The sequence below is a fragment of the Methylobacterium sp. P5_C11 genome, from assembly GCF_054049775.1.
The window spans coordinates 122,473-140,848 of the sequence record NZ_JBFULS010000002.1 but is presented as its reverse complement, the minus strand read 5'-3'; the positions used below and the strand labels follow the sequence as shown (position 1 = coordinate 140,848).

Here is an 18,376-nt window from a genome sequence, read left to right as displayed (position 1 = left end):
CTTACCCGAGAGGTTGTAGAGGAGGATCGACGGACAACAACGAGGCGCAGAGCAAGATTCTGTCGATCAGGCCCGTTCGATCCGCGCGATCAGCGGCCTCACCTTGAGACGCGGCGCGAACACGGCCGCGGTCCTCAGCACGTCCCGGCGCACGACGTCCCCGGCCCGGGCCTGCCGGGCGCCCGCCAGAGCCTCCACCCGGTTCCGGACGGTCCCGAGCCAGCCAGCGGCTGGGCGATGCAGGCGGCCGAGCCCGGTCTCCGGACGAGCCGTCCCGACGAAGCGGTCGAGGGTGCGGATCCAGCCCTCGGCCGGAACGTCGCCGGCCTCCAGGCACAGAACCCAGTCCCGCCGGGCCGCGGCGGCGCCGACGGCGTAGGGATTGCCGCTCCCCTGGAGCACCAGCGTCGCGCCGGTGGCCTCCGCGACGGCCGCGACGGCCTCGCTCGCGCGGCCCGACACGATCACCGCGTCGCCCACGAGGCCGCCCGCTACGCCGGACACGAGCACGCTGAGCGTGTCGGCCAGACGATCGATCGCGTCCGGATCGGCTGGGTCGGCCAGATAGGTCACCGCGGAGAGCATGTGCGCGCCCATAGACGATTCTGCGGCGCCGTAAACTGCCTGCGGGCGCGCGGGCAAAGCTGCCGCAGTCCGGAACGGCGGCAAAGCCAAGTTTGCCTGAAAATAAGGCGTTCCGCCAGGTCGTGTTCGCGCTATGTTCTATTCGCAACGGACAGAGGCGAGTCGTCATGGCGGAGTGGTCCGAGGGAGCCCGATCGCAAACCGCGCGCCGCCTCGAACCGAGCGCCGCGCCGCGGGACGCGCGGCGCGGCCGGGGCGCCACGGCCAATCCTTCGGGGCGCTACGAGCCGGCCCGGCGCGAGGTGTTCAGCGACGGGAGCTGGACAGCGGACACGCCGGCCGTCCTGCGCACGCAGGTCCTGCCGGAGCGCGCGGCCCGGATCATCGCCCGCAACACCTCCCCCGACATTCCCTTCGACAGGTCGATCAACCCCTATCGGGGTTGCGAGCACGGCTGCATCTACTGCTATGCGCGCCCGACCCATGCGTGGCTCGGCCTGTCGCCGGGGCTCGATTTCGAGTCGCGGATCTTCGCCAAGCCGGAGGCCGCCCGCCTCCTCGCCCGGGAGATCGCCGCGCCGGGCTACCGGCCGGAGACGATCGCCCTCGGCACCGCCACGGATCCCTATCAGCCGGTCGAGCGCGAGCACCGCATCACCCGTGCGGTGCTGGAGGTGCTGCGGGAGGCCCGCCACCCCGTCAGCATCACCACCAAGTCCGACCTCGTGCTGCGCGACCTCGACATCCTGGCCGAGATGGCGGCCGACAATCTCGTGCTGGCGGCGATCTCGCTTCCGACGCTGGACCCGGTCCTCGCCCGCCGCCTCGACCCGCGGGCGCCCCGGCCGGACAAGCGGCTCGCGGCGATGCGGGCGCTGAGCGCGGCGGGGGTGCCGGTGATGGTCAACGTCTCGCCGATCATCCCGGGCCTGACCGACCACGAGATCGAGGCGATCCTGGCCAGCGCACGGGGGCACGGCGCGAGCCGGATCGGCCACGCGCTTCTGCGGCTTCCAGGGGAGGTCGCCGACCTCGTCGCGGACTGGTTCGCGGAACATTACCCGGAACGCAGCGCGCGGGCCTTTGCCCTCCTGCGGGAGGCCCGGGGCGGCCGTGAGAACGATCCGCGCTTCGGCCACCGCTTCCGCGGCGAGGGGGCCTACGCGGTCATGATCGGCCAGCGCGTACGGCTCGCCGGCAAGCGGCTTGGCTTCGCCTTCGGCAGAGTCACGTTGAACCGCGACGCCTTCCGCAAGCCGGGGGCGCAACTGACGCTGTTCTGACTCTGGGCATGCGGGCTGGCCGGGCAACCCGGCGCCCGGTCTGAGCCAGCCAATGGACAAGCCGCAGGATCGTCGCCAACAACAATTCTGACTGAATAAAGATATCTTGGTTACAGATATCGTGTTGCGACCCAAATATTATCGAATATTTGTAAGAACAATTTTTCCAAAATGATTTCGAAAAAACGAAAAATCAAAGTTGACAGAGGGATCGCTAAGGTTTCAAATCCGCATCATAAGATCGTTTTTCAGCACGAAAGATTGCTGGATCCAATAAATATTCCAACCTATGATTGTTCGATCGAGCATTTATACTGTGTCTCACCTGAGATGGCGTCTCGGCACGCAATGTCGGATGCCGACAGTTGCGCGATCGGTGCCGTGTCACGCACTGCGACGCCGCGGGATGCTACGCGACGGATGCGGCGGGTTCAGCGTGCAGTGATCCTGACGATCGCGGACCGGATCTCGCTTCGTCCGGTGGCCGCCGCGCGCGCAGCGAGGCAGGGGAGGTCCAGGCTGTCCGGAGCCCGATCGCCGATGCCGACACGGCGGACTTCCGGGGCGGATCAGGGCACGCGAATCGACCGCGAGCCGGCACTCAGGATGGGCGCCGACCGTCCGGGTCGACCGGTTTCCCGCCGCGCGTCCGGCCACCGGGCGGCCGACCTCACGACTCGATGCACTGCAGGGAAGAATAAGGCTTGCCATGGTCCGGCTTCCACGTCTGTCRATCGGTACAAGTTTGTGCGCGATCCTCGTTTCGCTCAGTGCAATGCTGCTCGTCTCGGGCGCGCGGACGGCGCTGGACGCCCAGATGCAGGAGAACCGGAGTCGCCATGTGGTCGCCCTGACCGAAGCCAGCCGCCATCTGCTCAAGCTTCTCCTCGCGGCGCGTCTGGAGCGGGCTCGGACCCTGCAGGCCCTCGTCGCGCCGGACCGGATCCCGCCCTCGGACGCGGCCCTGATCGCCGCGCAGCGCGCCGCGAGAGCCGATGAACTCGACAGCTTCCTGGCGCGCATCCGCGACACGGATGCCGAAACGGTGCTGCGGATGGTCGACCCGCTGCGGCGCGCCCATGAGGCCCTGATCGACCTCTCGTCGCCGATCGACCGGGCTCTCTCGCTCCCGATCCCGGAGCGCCCCGCCGCGACTGCGGAAGCCGCCGCGCGGGCGTTCCAGGCCCTCCTTGATGCGCTCGCGGCGGCCGATGGCGCCGTCGACGCCGCCATCCCGCGTCGGGATGCGACACTGGCCCGCGCGCTCGAGATCAAGCGCGCGGCCTGGATCACGCGCGTCGCGATCGGCGGTCACGTGGCGCGGGGCGAGACGGCCCTGGCGCGGGGAATGGGCTGGTCGGAGGCGGAGCGCCTCGCCGAGGCCGAGGAACGCGGCCGGGTCGCGGCGGACTGGGCGATCCTCGTCGACCACGTGGACGACGCGGTGCCGGAGGCGATCCAGACCGCCTTTCGAACGGCCCGTGCCAACAACTTCGAGGGCGAGGTCGCGGCGCGTCGGCAAGCCTTGCGGGCGGCGCTGAGCCAGGGCAAGCCGCCCGGAATCGCGATCGAGGATCTGCGCAACCGCAATACGCGGGAGGTCAACACGATCGCCGATCTGGCCGATGCAGCCCTGAACGCGATGGTCGAGCGCGCGCAAACGCTGGCCGCACAGGCGCGGGCGAGCCTGCGCGATACGAGCCTGTTCCTGGCCGCCTCGCTGCTGCTCGCCGGCCTCGGGACCGTCGTGGTCTTCCGTGGCGTGCTGCGGCCCCTCCGGTCCATGATTCAGGCGATGAGGGTGCTCGCCGCCGGTGACGTCGCGGTGGCGATCCCGGCCCGGCAGCGGCGGGACGAGATCGGCGCGATGGCGGCCGCCGTGCAGGTCTTCAGGGACAACCTCATCCGCACCCGCACCCTCGAGGCTGAAGCGGCCGAGGCCGCGCGCATCGCGGAGGTACAGCGTCGGAGCATGACGCTCACGATGGCGCAGGGCTTCGAGGCGGCGGTGGCCGGCATCGTCGGCGAGGTCTCCGCTGCCGCCGAGTTGCAGACCACGGCCTGGCAGATGACCACGACCGCCCAGCAGACCGCCAGCCAGTCCGATACCGTGGCCGCCGCCGCCGAGGAAGCATCCGCGGGCGTCCGGACCGTGGCGGCCGCGATGGAGGAACTCGGCAACTCCGTTCAGGAGATCGGGCGACAGGTCCAGGGCTCCTCCGAGCTTGCGCGGGCTGCGGTCGGCGAGGCCGACCAGACGGCCGGCTTGGTGGCCGCGCTCAACACGGCGGTCACCCGGGTCGACGCGGTGGTCGCGCTGATTGCCGGCGTCGCCGCTCAGACGAACCTGCTGGCGCTCAATGCGACGATCGAGGCGGCGCGCGCCGGCGAGGCGGGGCGCGGCTTCGCGGTGGTCGCCACGGAGGTGAAGGAACTCGCCGCGCAGACAGGCCGCGCCACCGAGGAGATCGGCCTCCAGATCGGCGAGATCCGGACCGTGACCGGTCAGGCGGTGGAGGCGATCGGCACGATCACCGGCCGGATCGGCGCGATCAGCACCGTGGCCGCCGCGATCGCGGCGGCGGTGGAGCAGCAGGGGGCGGCCACCCAGGAGATCGTCCGCAACGTCACCCAGGCCAATGCGGGGACGCAGGAGGTGACCGGCAACATCGCCGGTGTGGCGCAGGCGGCCGACCAGACGGGGCGCGCGGCCGATCACGTGCTCGCAGCCGCCACCGCGCTCACGCGGCAGTCGGAGCAACTCGCCGTCGAGGTCGATCGCTTCCTGGAAGGCGTCCGGGCCGCGTGATCGATCCGGTCCGGCTCAGTCGAAGCCGCGGGTGAAGCTGAGACGGTGATGCGGGCTGCGGCCGAGCTGTGCGAGGCCGGCGCGGTGAACGGCCGTGCCGTAGCCGACATTGCGCTCCCAGCCGTAGCCAGGATGGCGCCGGGCGAGGCGCCGCATCAGCCCGTCGCGGAACACTTTGGCGACGATCGAGGCGGCGGCGATCTGGGGCACCAACCGGTCGCCGCCGATCACGGCGCGGCCTGGAAGGCCGGGTAGGGCGTCGCGCCCGTCCACCAGCACGGGTGCGGCGAGGCCGAGCCTGGCGACCGCCCGCGCCATGGCGTCGAGGGTCGCGGCGCGGATGTTGATCCGGTCGATCAGCGCCCGGGAGCCCGCCGCCACCGCGACCCGGGCATGGGCCTGGATCAGGGGCGCCAGCCGTTGCCGCACCGCCTGGGGAACGCGCTTGCTGTCGTCGAGGGCGGCGAGCAGGTCGGCCGGGAACGCGGCCGGGTCGAACCAGACCGCGGCCACCACCACCGGGCCGCAGAGCGCGCCGCGCCCGACCTCGTCGCAGCCGATCGCCGTCGGGTAGGTGGCGGCGCGGGCTGGATCGAAGGGTGGCCGGGCGGCCGGACGTTTCGCGAGGGGCGTGGCCAGGGGTTTGGCGAGAGGCTTGGCGAAGGGCATGGCGCCTCCTGCCATCCCGGACGGGCGCCGTCACGCGTCAGGCGGCATCCCGGGCACTCCGCGCGCCGCCATGCGCCTCGATGATGTTGACGAAGAACTGCCGCGCGCTCACCTCCCACCCGCAGCGGAGGGCCTCGGCCCGGCACGCGGCACGGGACAGGCCCAGTGCCGCCAGCGCGGCGGCGCGCAGATCCCGATCGAGGATCCCCACCTCCGTCCCGCCGACGACGTCGTTGGGACCCGGTACCGGGAAGGCCGCCACCGGCAGGCCGCTGGCCAGGGCCTCCAAGAGCACGATGCCGAACGTATCGGTCAGGCTCGGAAACACGAACGCGTCGCAGGCCGCGTAGACCGCCGAGAGGTCCGCGCCGGTGCGGGTGCCCAGGAAGCGCGCCCCGGGCGCCAGGGCCTGGAGCCGCGCCCGGTCCGGCCCATCGCCGACTACGACCTTCGTCCCCGGCAGGTCGAGGCCGAGGAAGGCCGCGACGTTCTTCTCCACCGCCAGCCGCCCGACATAGAGGAAAAGCGGCCGGGGCAGGCCGGCGAGGTCCGCGGGCGGCGGATCCTTGGGTTCGGCGGGGCGGAAGCGCCCGGTATCGACGCCCCGGGTCCAGCGCATCAGCCGGGGGAAGCCCCGGGCCGACAATTCGTCCTGGAGCGAGGCGGTACTGACCATCGTGCCCCGGGCGACACTGTGGAACCGGCGCAGGTAGGCGTAGGACCACGCCTCCGGCACCGGCGCACGGGCGGCTAGGTATTCCGGAAACCGCGTGTGGTAGCTCGTGGTGAAGGGCAGGTCGTGGGTTAGGCAGTGCCGCCGGGCCGCGAGGCCGACCGGCCCTTCCGTGGCGATGTGCACGTGGGTCGGCCGCTCCGCCCGCCAGCGTGCCGCCACCCGCTCGCGGCCCGCGTAAGCGAGGCGGATCTCGGGGTAGCCCGGCAGCGGCAGCGAGCGGAAATCCGCCACCGAGAGCAGCGCCGTCTCGAAGCCGTGGTCCGGGGCGCGGCGGACCATCTGCTCCAGGGAGCGCACGACGCCGTTCACCTGGGGATGCCACGCGTCGCTGGCGATCAGAAGCTTCACGGCGGTGTCCTCAAGCCACGGCGCGCCGGCCCGGCAGAGTCTGGGGCACGGCCTCGGCCGTCCGCGCCCGCAGGAGGCTCGGATAGTGCAGGACCTCGATGCGGCCGTCGTAGTGCTCTACGAGCCCCGTGCAGGATTCCACCCAGTCCCCGGTGTTGAGGTAGCGCAATGCGCCGATGGGCCGGTCCGCCGCGTGGTGGATGTGGCCGCAGATCACGCCGTCGGCACCCTGGCGACGCGCCTCCTCGGCGAGGATCGTCTCGAACCGGCCGATGAAGCTCACCGCGTTCTTCACCCGCAGCTTCGCCCAGGCCGACAGCGACCAGTAGGACAGGCCCAGCCGCCGCCGCACCTTGTTGATCAGGGTGTTGAGGGTCAGCGCCAGGGTGTAGGCGCCGTCCCCGAGATGGGCGAGCCAGGGCGAATGGCGCACCACCATGTCGAACTGGTCCCCGTGGATCACGAGGTAGCGCTTGCCGTCCGCGGCCTCGTGGATCGCGGTCTCGGCCAGCTCGATGCCCCCGAAATTCGTGCCGACGTAGTCCCGCAGGAACTCGTCGTGGTTGCCCGGCAGGTAGACGATCCGCGCGCCCTTGCGGACCTTGCGCAGGAACTTCTGCACGACGTCGTTGTGCTCCTGCGGCCAGTACCAGCCGGAGCGCAACTGCCAGCCGTCCACGATGTCGCCCACGAGGTAGATCGTGTCGGCGTCGTAATCCTTCAGGAACGACAGCAGCAGGCCCGCTTGGCATCCGCGCGTGCCGAGATGCAGGTCGGACAGGAACAGCGTCCGCACGCGAACCGGCATCTCCTCAACCTCGGCCACGGCACCCTCTCCCGGCGGCTGTACGGTGCCGGAAACCTGACCGGGATCACGTCTCAGTTTGATGACGCGGGTTGTGCGCGCGGCGGTCGCGCCGAACCTCCGTCGCCTCAGGGGCTCTCAACCCAGGATCGGCTTCGTTGCGACGCACAAAAAATTTTTTTGCCAAGTTCCGGAAGTTTTTCCGGTTTTCCTTTCCGGCTCCACCGCCTCATAATACCAGGAACCGGCGGCTCGACACGAGTTCGGCCGGACATTGACAGGAAGGCGGCGAGGACGGCCCTGGGGCCGTCGGACGGGACGGCATTTCGGAGGCGACCGGTGCGCGGGGGCGTGCCGCGACGCGAGCGGCGTGAGGCCGCCTGCCGCTCCGCTGCGCCCCCCGACTTACGGCAGAGGAAGGCGTTCGAGGGGGCGCGGCGCAAGCCGGCTCCGGTGCGCCGGACCGACTCCCGAGGACACTTGAACAACCCGGCGCGGGTTCACGCCCGCGCGCAATGAACTTTTCGGAGGAAACATCATGGCCGCAACCCGGCGCCCCGGTCGCAACCACCTTTTCATTCCCGGCCCCACGAACATCCCGGACCGCGTCCTGCGCGCCATGCACGTGCCGTCGGAGGATCACCGGTCGCCGAGCTTCCCCGAGCTCGTGAAGCCGCTCCTGCAGGACTCCAAGATGGTGTTCGGCTCGACCAACGGGACGGTGATCCTGTTCCCGTCCTCGGGGACCGGCATCTGGGAGTCGGCCCTGTCCAACACCCTCTGCCGCGGCGACACGGTGCTGACCTCCCGTTACGGCCAGTTCAGCCATCTCTGGGTCGACATGGCTCAGCGCCTCGGCCTCGACGTCGTCGTCCAGGAGGAGGAGTGGGGCACCGGCGCCGATCCGCAGAAGATCGAGGAGGCCCTGCGCGCCGACAAGGACCATAAGATCAAGGCCGTCATGGTCGTCCACAACGAGACCGCCACGGGCGTCACCAGCGACATCGGCGCGGTGCGCAAGGCGATCGACGCCGCCGGCCACCCGGCGCTGCTGTTCGTGGATGGCATCTCGTCGATCGGCTCGCTGCCGTTCGAGATGGACGCCTGGAAGGTGGATTGCGCCATCGCGGGCTCGCAGAAGGGCTTCATGCTGCCGGCCGGCCTCGGCCTGATCTGCATCAGCCCGAAGGCACTCAAGATCGCCGAGGGCGGCACCGGCCGCAACGACCGGCTCGGCCACGCCTACTTCGCCTGGAAGGACCAGCTGGCCGCCAACGCCACCGGCTATTTCCCCTACACCCCCGTCCTTCCGCTGCTCTACGGCCTGCGCGAGGCTCTGCAGGTCGTGAAGGAGGAGGGGCTGGAGAACGTCTACCACCGCCATCACGTGCTCGCCGAGGCGACCCGCCAGGCGGTGGCGGCCTGGGGCCTCAAGCCCTGTGCCAAGGAGCCGAAGTGGAACTCCGACACGGTCACGGCGATCGTGGTGCCGGAGGGCGCCGACGCCGCCAAGGTGATCACCCACGCCTACGAGCGCTACAACCTCTCGCTGGGCGCCGGCCTGTCGAAAGTCGCCGGCAAGGTGTTCCGCATCGGTCACCTTGGCGATCTGAACGAACTGTCGCTGCTGGGCGCCATCGCGGGCGCCGAGATGGCCATGATCGATTGCGGCATCAAGGTCACGCCGGGCTCGGGCGTCGCGGCCGCTTCCAGCTACCTGCGCGAGAATCCGCTGCATAAGGCGTAATCGGCGCACGCGATCGGGGCGGGACCGGGTTGCCGGACCCGCCCCGACGCGCAAGTAAGAACAAGACTATCGAGGAAACTGCCCGTCGTCCGAGAGGGGTCCTATGACCAAGAAGATCGTATTCCTGGACCGTGAATCCCTCGACGCCAGGGTTCGACCGTTCAACTTCCCGCACGAATACGTCGAGCACGACTCGACCTGGACGCCGGAGGACACCGTCTCCCGCCTCCAGGGGGCGGAGATCGCGCTGATCAACAAGGTCCCGATGCGGGCCGAGACCCTGAAGCAGCTCCCCGACCTGAAGCTGATCGCGGTCGCCGCCACCGGCACGGACGTGGTCGACAAGGCCCAGGCCAAGGCCCAGGGCATCACGGTCGTCAACATCCGCAACTACGCCTTCAACACCGTGCCGGAGCACGTGGTCGGGCTGATGTTCGCCCTGCGCCGGGCGATCGTGCCCTACGCGAACTCGGTGCGGCGCGGCGACTGGGCGAAGTCGACGCAGTTCTGCTACTTCGATTATCCGATCTACGACATCGCCGGTTCGACCCTCGGCATCGTGGGCTACGGAGCGCTCGGCAAGTCCATCGCCAAGCGGGCCGAGGCGCTGGGCATGAAGGTTCTCGCCTACGACGTCTTCCCGCAGGACGGGCTCGTCGACTTCGAGACGATCCTGACGCAGTCCGACGTGATCACGCTGCACGTGCCGCTGACCCCCGACACCAAGGGGATGATCGGCGCCGCCGAACTCAAGAAGATGAAGAAGAGCGCCATCCTCATCAACACGGCGCGGGGCGGGCTCGTGGACGAGGCGGCGCTGCTCGCGGCGCTCAAGGACGGCACCATTGCGGGCGCCGGCTTCGACGTGGTGGTGCAGGAGCCGCCCAAGGACGGCAACATCCTGTGCGAGGCCGACCTGCCGAACCTGATCGTCACGCCGCACGTGGCCTGGGCGAGCAAGGAGGCGATGCAGATCCTGGCCGATCAGCTCGTCGACAACGTCGAGGCGTTCGTGGCGGGCAAGCCGCAGAACGTGGTCGAGGCCTAACCTCAGGATCTATGGCGGGCGTTCCCCTCCCCCATGCGGGTAGGGGTAGGGGTGGGGTGGCGCAGCGAGCGCCGCGCCGCTCGATCCTGAACCACCCCCACCTCCGGCTCCTCCCCCGCAAGGGCGAGGAGAGGGGCCGCGTCCCCGTATCGACCCAACCAAGATTCAGCGACAGCGCCGCGCAGGCGCGACGGAAAGGTCCGAAACGAGATGACGAAGAAGCTGCTGTTCCTGTTCGACACCGATGCCGTGCCGAACGTGTTCGACACGGTCGTCGGCTACGACGGCGGCGCCGACCACATCACCGGCTACGGCGGCGTGAACCCCGACAATGTCGGCGCGCTGGTGGACGGCACGATCTACACCCGCGGCGGCTCCGAGAAGAAGTCGACCGCAATCTTCGTCGGCGGCGGCAGCATGGCGGCCGGCGAGGCGCTGTTCACCGCGGTCAAGAAGCGCTTCTTCGGCCCGTTCCGCGTTTCGGTCATGCTCGACTCCAACGGCTCGAACACCACGGCCGCCGCGGGCGTCGCCCTGGTGGCCAAGGCCGCGGGCTCGCTCCAGGGCAAGAAGGCCGTCGTGCTGGCCGGCACCGGACCGGTCGGCATGCGCTCGGCGGCGCTGCTCGCCAGCGAAGGCGCCGAGGTCACGATCGCGGGCCGCGCCCTCGACAAGACTCAGGCCGCCGCCGACCAGATCAACACGCGCTTCAAGGTCAACGTGAAGGCCGCCGCCACGCCCGACGAGGCGTCCCGCATCGCGCTGGTGAAGGGCACGAACCTCGTGTTCACCGCCGGTGCGATCGGTGTCGAGCTGCTGCCGGAGGCCGCCTGGGCGCAGGAATCGTCCATCGAGTTCGTCGCCGACTACAACGCCCAGCCCCCGACCGGCATCGGCGGCATCGACGTGATGGACAAGGGCAAGGAGCGCAACGGCAAGCACGCCTTCGGCGCCCTCGGGATCGGCGGCCTGAAGCTCAAGCTGCACCGGGCCTGCGTCGGCCAGCTCTTCGAGAGCACCGATCAGGTGCTCGACGCCGAGGAGATCTACGCTCTCGCCAAGAAGATGGCCTGACCGGAGGGGCGCCCATGTCGGACACACAGCAGCCAGAGAACGCGACGATCCAGACCTTCCTGACGGAGCTCGCGAGCGCCGCCCCGACCCCCGGCGGCGGCGGCGCGGCCGCGATCTCCGGCGCCATGGGCGCGGCCCTGGTGTCGATGGTCTGCAACCTCACCATCGGCAAGAAGAAATACGTCGAGGTCGAGGCCGAGCTGAAGGACGTGCTGGCCAAATCGGAGGGGCTGCGGGTCGTGCTCACCGGCATGATCGGCGAGGACGTCCAGGCGTTTGACGCCGTGATGGGCGCCTACGGCCTGCCCAAGGCCACCGACGACGAGAAGGTCGCGCGTGCGGAAAAAATCCAGGCGGCGCTCAAGACCGCCTGCGACGTGCCGCTCGCCTGCTGCCGGGCCTGCCGCGCGGTGATCGACCTCGCAGCGATCACCGCCGACAAGGGAAACCTCAACGTGGTGTCGGATGCCGGCGTGGCGGTGCTCTCCGCCTATGCCGGCCTGCGCAGCGCGGCCCTTAACGTCTACGTCAACGCCAAGGGGCTCGAGGACCGGGACTTCGCCGACGAGCGGCTGAAAGAGCTCGAGGGCCTGCTTTCCGAGGCGGGCGCCCTGACCGAGAAGATCTACGAGGTGGTGAAGGCGAAGGTGAACTGAGCGGTCGCCCGGTTCTCCCGCCCCAGCAGAGGGGGGGAGGGCGGGCGCGTGTCCGTTGAAGCCGTTCCAAATTCAACGGCGCCTTCGAACCCAATCCGACATCGGATCGACAGTCGAGGCCGGGTGCATCATGCCCCGGCCTCGTTGTTTTTCTGTATGCTGCATTGCAGCATCGAATACGATCCGTGCTGCGATTGCGAAAAAGTCGTCGTCAAGCCCGAGATCAAAAAATTTGACGGGCGTAATCTTTCGACTCAACTAAAGTAGTGAGCGTCAACGGCGGCAACGAACCGCGGAGGAGACGCCGAATGGACGTCCACGAGTATCAGGCCAAGGAGCTTCTCGCGAGCTTCGGCGTGGCCGTTCCCAAAGGGGCCATCGCGTTCAGCCCCGACCAAGCGGTCTACGCGGCGACCGAGTTGGGCGGCTCGTTCTGGGCCGTGAAGGCGCAGATCCACGCGGGCGCCCGCGGCAAGGCAGGCGGCATCAAGCTATGCCGGACCTACAACGAGGTCCGCGACGCCGCCAAGGACCTCCTCGGCAAGCGCCTCGTCACGCACCAGACCGGACCCGAGGGCAAGCCGGTGCAGCGGGTCTACGTCGAGACCGCCGACCCGTTCGAGCGCGAGCTCTACCTCGGCTACGTGCTGGACCGGAAGGCCGAGCGCGTACGGGTCATCGCCAGCCAGCGCGGCGGCATGGACATCGAGGAGATCGCCGCCAAGGAGCCCGACTCCCTCATCCAGGTGGTGGTCGAGCCGGCGGTCGGCCTGCAGCAGTTCCAGGCGCGTGAGATCGCCTTCCAGCTCGGGCTCAACATCAAGCAGGTCTCGGCCGCGGTGAAGACGATCATGAACGCCTACCGGGCGTTCCGCGACTGCGACGGCACCATGCTGGAGATCAACCCGCTCGTCGTCACCAAGGACGACCGGGTGCTGGCGCTCGACGCCAAGATGAGCTTCGACGACAACGCCATGTTCCGCCGGCCGGGCATCGCCGACATGCACGACCCGTCCCAGGGCGACCCCCGGGAGGCGCAGGCCGCCGAGCACAACCTCAGCTATATCGGCCTCGAGGGTGAGATCGGCTGCATCGTCAACGGCGCCGGCCTCGCCATGGCCACCATGGACATGATCAAGCACGCGGGCGGCGAGCCGGCGAACTTCCTGGACGTGGGCGGCGGCGCCTCTCCGGAGCGCGTGGCCACGGCCTTCCGGCTCGTGCTCTCCGACCGCAATGTGAAGGCAATCCTGGTCAACATCTTCGCGGGCATCAACCGCTGCGACTGGGTCGCCGAAGGCGTGATCCAGGCCGCCCGGGAGGTGAAGATCGACGTGCCGCTCGTGGTGCGCCTCGCCGGCACGAACGTGGAGGCCGGCAAGAAGATCCTGGCCGAGAGCGGCCTCGACCTGATCACCGCCGACACCCTGGCGGACGCGGCCAAGAAGGCGGTCGACGCCTGCGCCGCCGCCAAGGGCCACAACGACACGACGCAGCACTGAGGGGAGACCGCGCCATGAGCATCCTCATCGACGAGACCACCCCGATCATCGTCCAGGGCATCACGGGCGACAAGGGTACCTTCCACGCCAAGGAGATGCTGGATTACGGCTCGAACGTCGTCGGCGGCGTCACCCCGGGCAAGGGCGGGCGCACCCACCTCGGCCTGCCGGTGTTCAACACCGTCAAGGAGGCGGTGGCGGCCACCGGCGCCACGACCTCGATCACCTTCGTGGCGCCGCCCTTCGCGGCCGACGCCATCATGGAGGCGGCCGATGCCGGCCTGCGGCTGGTCTGCTCGATCACCGACGGCATCCCGGCCCAGGACATGATGCGGGTGAAGCGCTACCTCTACCGCTACCCCAAGGAGCGGCGGACCATGGTGGTCGGCCCGAACTGCGCCGGCATCATCTCCCCCGGCAAGGCGATGCTCGGCATCATGCCTGGCCACATCTACCTCCCGGGCAATGTCGGCGTGATCTCCCGCTCCGGGACGCTGGGCTACGAGGCCGCCTCGCAGCTCAAGGAACTCGGCCTCGGGATCTCGACCTCGGTGGGGATCGGCGGCGATCCGATCAACGGCTCGTCTTTCCTCGACCACCTCGCTCTGTTCGAGACCGACCCGGACACCGACGCGGTGCTGATGATCGGCGAGATCGGCGGCCCGCAGGAGGCCGAGGCCTCGGCCTGGATCCGCGAGAACATGTCGAAGCCGGTGATCGGTTTCGTCGCGGGCCTGACCGCGCCGAAGGGCCGGCGGATGGGCCATGCCGGGGCGATCATCTCGGCCGCCGGCGACAGCGCCGCCGAGAAGGCCGAAATCATGCGCTCCTACGGTCTCACCGTGGCGCCGGATCCGGGTTCGTTCGGCCAGACGGTGGCCGACGTGCTGGCCCGGGCGGCGTAGCCGCATCACGACCCTCCCCCCTCTGCGGGGGCGGGTGCCCCGCCGAGGCGCGGCGGGAGAGGGGACGCGCGACGGTGCGGGCTTCGGCTCCCGTCGCGACCTCTCCGGAACGGGCGCTCCCCACTCCCGGCCACCGCTGACGCGGTGGTCACCGTCTCCCGCGGAGGGGGGAGGGGACGTCGCGCTTGATCGCACACGCTGCGCCACGAGGTGGCCCCATGACCCGCACCCTTCACGCAACACCCGGCCTCGCCGATGCGACCGCCTTCGCGCCGCCGGTGATCGTCGGCACGTCGTCGGAGCAGGCCCTCGACATCCTGTTCCAGGCGCTCCTCGACGTCGCCCGGCGGCACGACCCCGACCTGGAGGCGGTGCTGCACGGGACGGCCGACATCTCGCGCTTCTCGCCGCAGATGCTGGCGCGCGCGCTCCAGGTGCAGGGCATCTGGTTCCAGCTGATCTCCATCGCCGAGCAGAATGCCGCGATGCGCCGCCGCCGCCACGTCGAACGGACCGAGGGGCGGGCCGCGCTGGGCGGCTCCTTCGCCAAGGTGTTCGCCGATGCGCGCGCCCAAGGTGTTCCCCCGGAGAAGATCCAGGCGCTGCTCAGCGACCTGCGCATCCGGCCGACGCTCACCGCCCATCCGACCGAGGGCAAGCGGGTCACGGTCCTCGAAAAATTCCGGCGGATCTACCTCGTGCTGCGCGAACTGGAGATGCCGCGCTGGACCGATCGCGAGCGCAATGGGCTCATGAACGAGCTGCGCGACCAGATCGAGCTGGTGTGGATGACCGGCGAGCTGCACCTGGAGAAGGCCACGGTCGAGCGGGAGGTGGCCTGGGGGCTGCACTTCTTCGACGAGACCCTGTTCGAGATGTTGCCCGAGACCCTGGAGACCCTGGAGGAAACCCTCGCCGAGACCTATCCCGGCACGACCTTCAAGGTGCCGCCTTTCTTCCAGTTCGGCTCGTGGATCGGCGGCGACCGAGACGGCAACCCCTACGTCACGGCGGCGGTCACCCGGCAGACCCTGCACCGCAACGCGCTGGCCTCGCTCACCCGCTACCGTGACGGCGTGCGCGAGCTGGGGCGCACCCTGTCGCTCACCGAACGCTCGCTGCCCCTGCCTGAGAGCTTCCGCGCGGAACTCGACCGGCAGCTCGCCGAGAGCGGCCAAGCCCGGGCGATCACGCGGCGCAACCCGGGCGAGCCCTATCGCCAGTATCTGTCCTGCGTCCTGCGCAAGGTCGAGGCGACGATCGCCCGCAACGAAGGCGAGCACCCGTCCGGTCCCGACTATGCCAGCGCGGACGGGTTGATCGAGGACCTGCGCGTGCTGGAGCGCGGCCTCGATGACGCCAAGTGCGGGGCGCTGGCCCGCGACCTCGTCCGCCCGGTGCGGCGGATGGTGGAGATCTTCCGCTTCTCGACCGTCCGGCTCGACCTGCGCGAGAACACCACCCGGACCACCGACACGCTCCACGCCCTCTGGCGCCAGCGCAACGGCGACGCCGAGCCGCCAGCCCTCGGCTCCTCCGCGTGGCGGCAATGGCTCGACACCGAACTCGCCCGGCCGCGCGATCCCGAGCGCTCCTTCGAGGATCTGCCGGATGCCGCCCGGGAGACGCTCGCCACCTTCGCCCTCGTCGCCGAGATGCGCGAGGCCCTGGACCGTGAGGCCTTCGGCGCCTTCGTGCTGTCGATGACCCGCTCGGTGGAGGACGTGCTCGGCGCCTACCTGCTCGCCAAGGAGGCGGGGGTGTTCCTCGACGCGGCCGGCACCGAGATCTGCCCGCTGCCGATCGTGCCCCTGTTCGAGACCATCGACGACCTGCGTGCCGCCCCGGCGATCATGCGGGCGCTCCTCGGCACGCCCGTGGTGCGCCGCTCGACCCGGTGGCAGGGCGGGGTGCAGGAGGTGATGATCGGCTACTCAGACTCCAACAAGGACGGCGGCTTCATCGCCGCCAACTGGGAGTTGTACAAGGCGCAGAGCAAGCTGACCCGGCTCGGTCAGGAACTCGGCGTGGGCATCGCCTTCTTCCACGGCCGCGGCGGCTCGGTGAGCCGCGGCGGCGTGCCGACCCACCGGGGCATCATGGCCCAGCCGCCGGGCTCGATCCGCGGCCGGTTCCGCACCACCGAGCAGGGCGAGGTCGTCTCGTTCAAGTATGCCAACCGCGGCACCGCCGCCTACCAGATGGAGTTGCTGGCGGCCTCGGTCTTCGAGCACGCTCTGGCCGGCGACGGCGAGCGGTCGGGTCCCGGCCATGACGACGCCCTGGAGGCTTTGGCCGGCGCGTCCCGGGCGGCCTATGTCCAGCTCCTTCAGACCGACGGCCTCGTCGACTATTTCCAGGCCGCGAGCCCCTTGGACGAGATCGCGTTGCTCAATATCGGCTCCCGCCCGGCGCGCCGGTTCGGCGCCCGCTCGCTCTCGGACCTGCGGGCGATCCCCTGGGTGTTCGCGTGGTCCCAGAACCGGCACGTCATCACCGGCTGGTACGGCGTCGGCTCGGGGCTCGCGAGCTTCATCGACGTGCGCGGCCGCGAGGGCGAGGCGGCGCTGAAGCGCCTGTTCCAGGAATCCCGCGTGCTGCGCCTTGTCCTGGACGAGGTCGAGAAGACGCTGATGATGGTCGATCTCGACATCGCCCGGGCCTATGCGGGGCTCGTCCCGGATGCGGGCGTCCGCGACCGGATCTTCTCCATGATCGAGGCCGAATACGCCCTGACCCGAGATATGGTCCTGCGGGTGAGCGGCGGCACGGAGCTGGCCGAGCGCTTCCCGCTGTTCCGCGACCGGTTGAAGGGCCGGCTGCCCACCATCAACCAGGTCGGCCGGGAGCAGGTGGAACTCCTCGCCCGCTATCGCGCCGAGACCGATGAGGACCGTCGCGAGGCGGTGAAATCGGCCCTGCTGCTCTCGATCAACTGCATCGCAGTCGGCTTCGGGGCGACCGGATAGGGCAGGGTCCAACCTGCTCCCTCTCCCGCACGGGAGAGGGAACCCGGGCTTCGATCCCATACCGGGAAACCGGTCCATTCGTGCAGCCGCGCCCTGTCAGCGACCACTGCGCGCGCCATTTGCCGCCGATGACCGGGACCACATCCCGCAACGGCATCAGAACCGTCACCAAGAGAGAGGAACACCCATGAGCTTCACCCTGATCCCGCAGGCCAAGGCCCGCCTGCACCGGTCCGAGCTGGCCGTGCCGGGCTCGAACCCGACCTTCATGGAGAAGTCGGCCTCCTCGTCCGCCGACGTGATCTTCCTCGACCTGGAAGACGCGGTCGCCCCCGACGACAAGGAGAAGGCCCGCACCAACATCATCCAGGCGCTCAACGACCTGGATTGGGGCACCAAGACCATGATGATCCGCATCAACGGTCTCGACACCCACTACATGTACCGCGACGTGGTCGATATCGTCGAAGCCTGTCCGCGCCTCGACATGGTGCTGATCCCCAAGGTCGGCGTTCCGGCGGACGTCTACGCCATCGACGTGCTGGTCACCCAGATCGAGCAGGCCAAGAAGCGCGAGAAGCAGATCGGCTTCGAGGTGCTGATCGAGACCGCGCTCGGCATGGCCAATGTCGAGGCGATCGCCCAGTCCTCGAAGCGCCTGGAGGCGATGTCGTTCGGCGTGGCGGATTACGCCGCCTCGACCCGCGCCCGTTCCACGGTGATCGGCGGCGTCAACCCGGACTTCTCGGTGCTCACCGACAAGGACGAAAGCGGCAACCGCCAGACCCATTGGCAGGACCCGTGGCTCTTCGCCCAGAACCGGATGCTGATCGCCTGCCGGGCCTACGGCCTGCGTCCGATCGACGGTCCGTTCGGCGACTTCTCGGATCCGGACGGCTACACCTCGGCGGCCCGTCGCTGCGCGGCGCTCGGCTTCGAGGGCAAGTGGGCGATCCACCCGAGCCAGATCGACCTCGCCAACCAGGTCTTCACGCCGTCCGAGGCCGAGGTCACCAAGGCCCGCCGCATCCTGGAGGCCATGGAAGAGGCCGCCAAGGCCGGACGCGGTGCCGTCTCGCTGGACGGCCGCCTCATCGACATCGCCTCGATCCGCATGGCCGAGGCGCTGATCGAGAAGGCCGATGCCATGAAGGCGTGATGAGCCTGGCCTGACGGCCTCAGCCCTGTGATGCGTCGCGCCCGGCCGGGCGCGACGCATTCCGACTCGCAGGCGATCGAA

Annotated in this window: 14 protein-coding genes; 10 read left to right on the top strand and 4 right to left on the bottom strand. The window is 69.5% G+C overall.

The genetic code is table 11. The features are described 5' to 3' along the window. Positions 1-66: 66 nt before the first annotated feature. Positions 67-597 carry a hypothetical protein gene (locus tag ACXJKQ_RS02465; RefSeq protein ID WP_457104181.1) on the bottom strand — a complete coding sequence of 177 codons (531 nt, stop codon included), beginning with the start codon at positions 595-597 and terminating at the stop codon, positions 67-69. A 155-nt stretch (positions 598-752) separates the two neighbouring features. Between ACXJKQ_RS02465 and ACXJKQ_RS02460 the strand changes: the two genes are divergently transcribed. Further along, the gene (locus tag ACXJKQ_RS02460) at positions 753-1,868 is read left to right on the top strand and encodes a PA0069 family radical SAM protein (RefSeq protein ID WP_457104180.1); all 1,116 of its coding nucleotides are present in this window, start codon (positions 753-755) and stop codon (positions 1,866-1,868) included. Positions 1,869-2,577: 709 nt separating this feature from the next. Beyond that, complete coding sequence (locus tag ACXJKQ_RS02455; RefSeq protein ID WP_457104179.1) at positions 2,578-4,677, top strand: methyl-accepting chemotaxis protein; 2,100 nt, start codon at positions 2,578-2,580, stop codon at positions 4,675-4,677. A 15-nt stretch (positions 4,678-4,692) separates the two neighbouring features. Here the strand turns inward: ACXJKQ_RS02455 and ACXJKQ_RS02450 are convergent, their stop codons facing one another. Genes ACXJKQ_RS02450 through ACXJKQ_RS02440 form a run of 3 tightly spaced genes read right to left on the bottom strand, consistent with a single transcriptional unit; the run spans position 4,693 to position 7,256 of the window. Beyond that, a complete protein-coding gene (locus ACXJKQ_RS02450) occupies positions 4,693-5,346 on the bottom strand; it encodes a ribonuclease HII (protein WP_457104178.1) in 654 nt (217 codons plus the stop codon). A gap of 37 nt (positions 5,347-5,383) precedes the next feature. Beyond that, on the bottom strand, positions 5,384-6,430 hold the full coding sequence (locus ACXJKQ_RS02445) for a glycosyltransferase family 4 protein (RefSeq protein ID WP_457104177.1): 1,047 nt from the start codon (positions 6,428-6,430) through the stop codon (positions 5,384-5,386). A 10-nt stretch (positions 6,431-6,440) separates the two neighbouring features. Next, positions 6,441-7,256 (bottom strand): UDP-2,3-diacylglucosamine diphosphatase, encoded by an 816-nt coding sequence (locus ACXJKQ_RS02440; RefSeq protein ID WP_457104176.1) that lies wholly within the window; start codon positions 7,254-7,256, stop codon positions 6,441-6,443. A 517-nt stretch (positions 7,257-7,773) separates the two neighbouring features. Here ACXJKQ_RS02440 and ACXJKQ_RS02435 point away from each other — a divergent pair. The 8 genes from ACXJKQ_RS02435 (at position 7,774) to ACXJKQ_RS02400 (ending at position 18,295) form a co-directional block, all read left to right on the top strand. After that, positions 7,774-8,982, top strand: a complete 1,209-nt coding sequence (locus tag ACXJKQ_RS02435; protein WP_457104175.1) for an aminotransferase class V-fold PLP-dependent enzyme — start codon at positions 7,774-7,776, stop codon at positions 8,980-8,982. Between the two features lie 103 nt (positions 8,983-9,085). Next, positions 9,086-10,030 carry a D-2-hydroxyacid dehydrogenase gene (locus ACXJKQ_RS02430; RefSeq protein WP_457104174.1) on the top strand — a complete coding sequence of 315 codons (945 nt, stop codon included), beginning with the start codon at positions 9,086-9,088 and terminating at the stop codon, positions 10,028-10,030. A 210-nt stretch (positions 10,031-10,240) separates the two neighbouring features. Continuing rightward, the gene (locus ACXJKQ_RS02425; RefSeq protein ID WP_457104173.1) at positions 10,241-11,104 is read left to right on the top strand and encodes an NADP-dependent methylenetetrahydromethanopterin/methylenetetrahydrofolate dehydrogenase; all 864 of its coding nucleotides are present in this window, start codon (positions 10,241-10,243) and stop codon (positions 11,102-11,104) included. Between the two features lie 14 nt (positions 11,105-11,118). Beyond that, positions 11,119-11,760 carry a methenyltetrahydrofolate cyclohydrolase gene (fchA, locus tag ACXJKQ_RS02420; protein WP_457104172.1) on the top strand — a complete coding sequence of 214 codons (642 nt, stop codon included), beginning with the start codon at positions 11,119-11,121 and terminating at the stop codon, positions 11,758-11,760. A gap of 308 nt (positions 11,761-12,068) precedes the next feature. After that, positions 12,069-13,262, top strand: coding sequence for a malate--CoA ligase subunit beta (locus tag ACXJKQ_RS02415; protein ID WP_457104171.1), 1,194 nt, complete (start codon positions 12,069-12,071; stop codon positions 13,260-13,262). A gap of 14 nt (positions 13,263-13,276) precedes the next feature. Continuing rightward, complete coding sequence (gene sucD / locus ACXJKQ_RS02410; RefSeq protein WP_457104170.1) at positions 13,277-14,167, top strand: succinate--CoA ligase subunit alpha; 891 nt, start codon at positions 13,277-13,279, stop codon at positions 14,165-14,167. A 218-nt stretch (positions 14,168-14,385) separates the two neighbouring features. Continuing rightward, the gene (locus ACXJKQ_RS02405; protein ID WP_457104169.1) at positions 14,386-17,136 is read left to right on the top strand and encodes a phosphoenolpyruvate carboxylase; all 2,751 of its coding nucleotides are present in this window, start codon (positions 14,386-14,388) and stop codon (positions 17,134-17,136) included. A gap of 187 nt (positions 17,137-17,323) precedes the next feature. After that, positions 17,324-18,295, top strand: a complete 972-nt coding sequence (locus tag ACXJKQ_RS02400) for an HpcH/HpaI aldolase/citrate lyase family protein (RefSeq protein WP_457104168.1) — start codon at positions 17,324-17,326, stop codon at positions 18,293-18,295. Positions 18,296-18,376 lie beyond the last annotated feature (81 nt).

What these genes read in the sequence shown, in the direction of transcription:
- fchA (WP_457104172.1), top strand. Translation starts at nt 11,119, where the DNA reads ATGTCGGACACACAGCAGCCAGAGAACGCGACGATCCAGACCTTCCTG.
- ACXJKQ_RS02435 (WP_457104175.1), top strand. Translation starts at nt 7,774, where the DNA reads ATGGCCGCAACCCGGCGCCCCGGTCGCAACCACCTTTTCATTCCCGGC.
- ACXJKQ_RS02400 (WP_457104168.1), top strand. Translation starts at nt 17,324, where the DNA reads ATGAGCTTCACCCTGATCCCGCAGGCCAAGGCCCGCCTGCACCGGTCC.
- ACXJKQ_RS02430 (WP_457104174.1), top strand. Translation starts at nt 9,086, where the DNA reads ATGACCAAGAAGATCGTATTCCTGGACCGTGAATCCCTCGACGCCAGG.
- sucD (WP_457104170.1), top strand. Translation starts at nt 13,277, where the DNA reads ATGAGCATCCTCATCGACGAGACCACCCCGATCATCGTCCAGGGCATC.
- ACXJKQ_RS02425 (WP_457104173.1), top strand. Translation starts at nt 10,241, where the DNA reads ATGACGAAGAAGCTGCTGTTCCTGTTCGACACCGATGCCGTGCCGAAC.
- ACXJKQ_RS02465 (WP_457104181.1), bottom strand. Translation starts at nt 597, where the DNA reads ATGGGCGCGCACATGCTCTCCGCGGTGACCTATCTGGCCGACCCAGCC.
- ACXJKQ_RS02460 (WP_457104180.1), top strand. Translation starts at nt 753, where the DNA reads ATGGCGGAGTGGTCCGAGGGAGCCCGATCGCAAACCGCGCGCCGCCTC.
- ACXJKQ_RS02405 (WP_457104169.1), top strand. Translation starts at nt 14,386, where the DNA reads ATGACCCGCACCCTTCACGCAACACCCGGCCTCGCCGATGCGACCGCC.
- ACXJKQ_RS02415 (WP_457104171.1), top strand. Translation starts at nt 12,069, where the DNA reads ATGGACGTCCACGAGTATCAGGCCAAGGAGCTTCTCGCGAGCTTCGGC.
- ACXJKQ_RS02450 (WP_457104178.1), bottom strand. Translation starts at nt 5,346, where the DNA reads ATGCCCTTCGCCAAGCCTCTCGCCAAACCCCTGGCCACGCCCCTCGCG.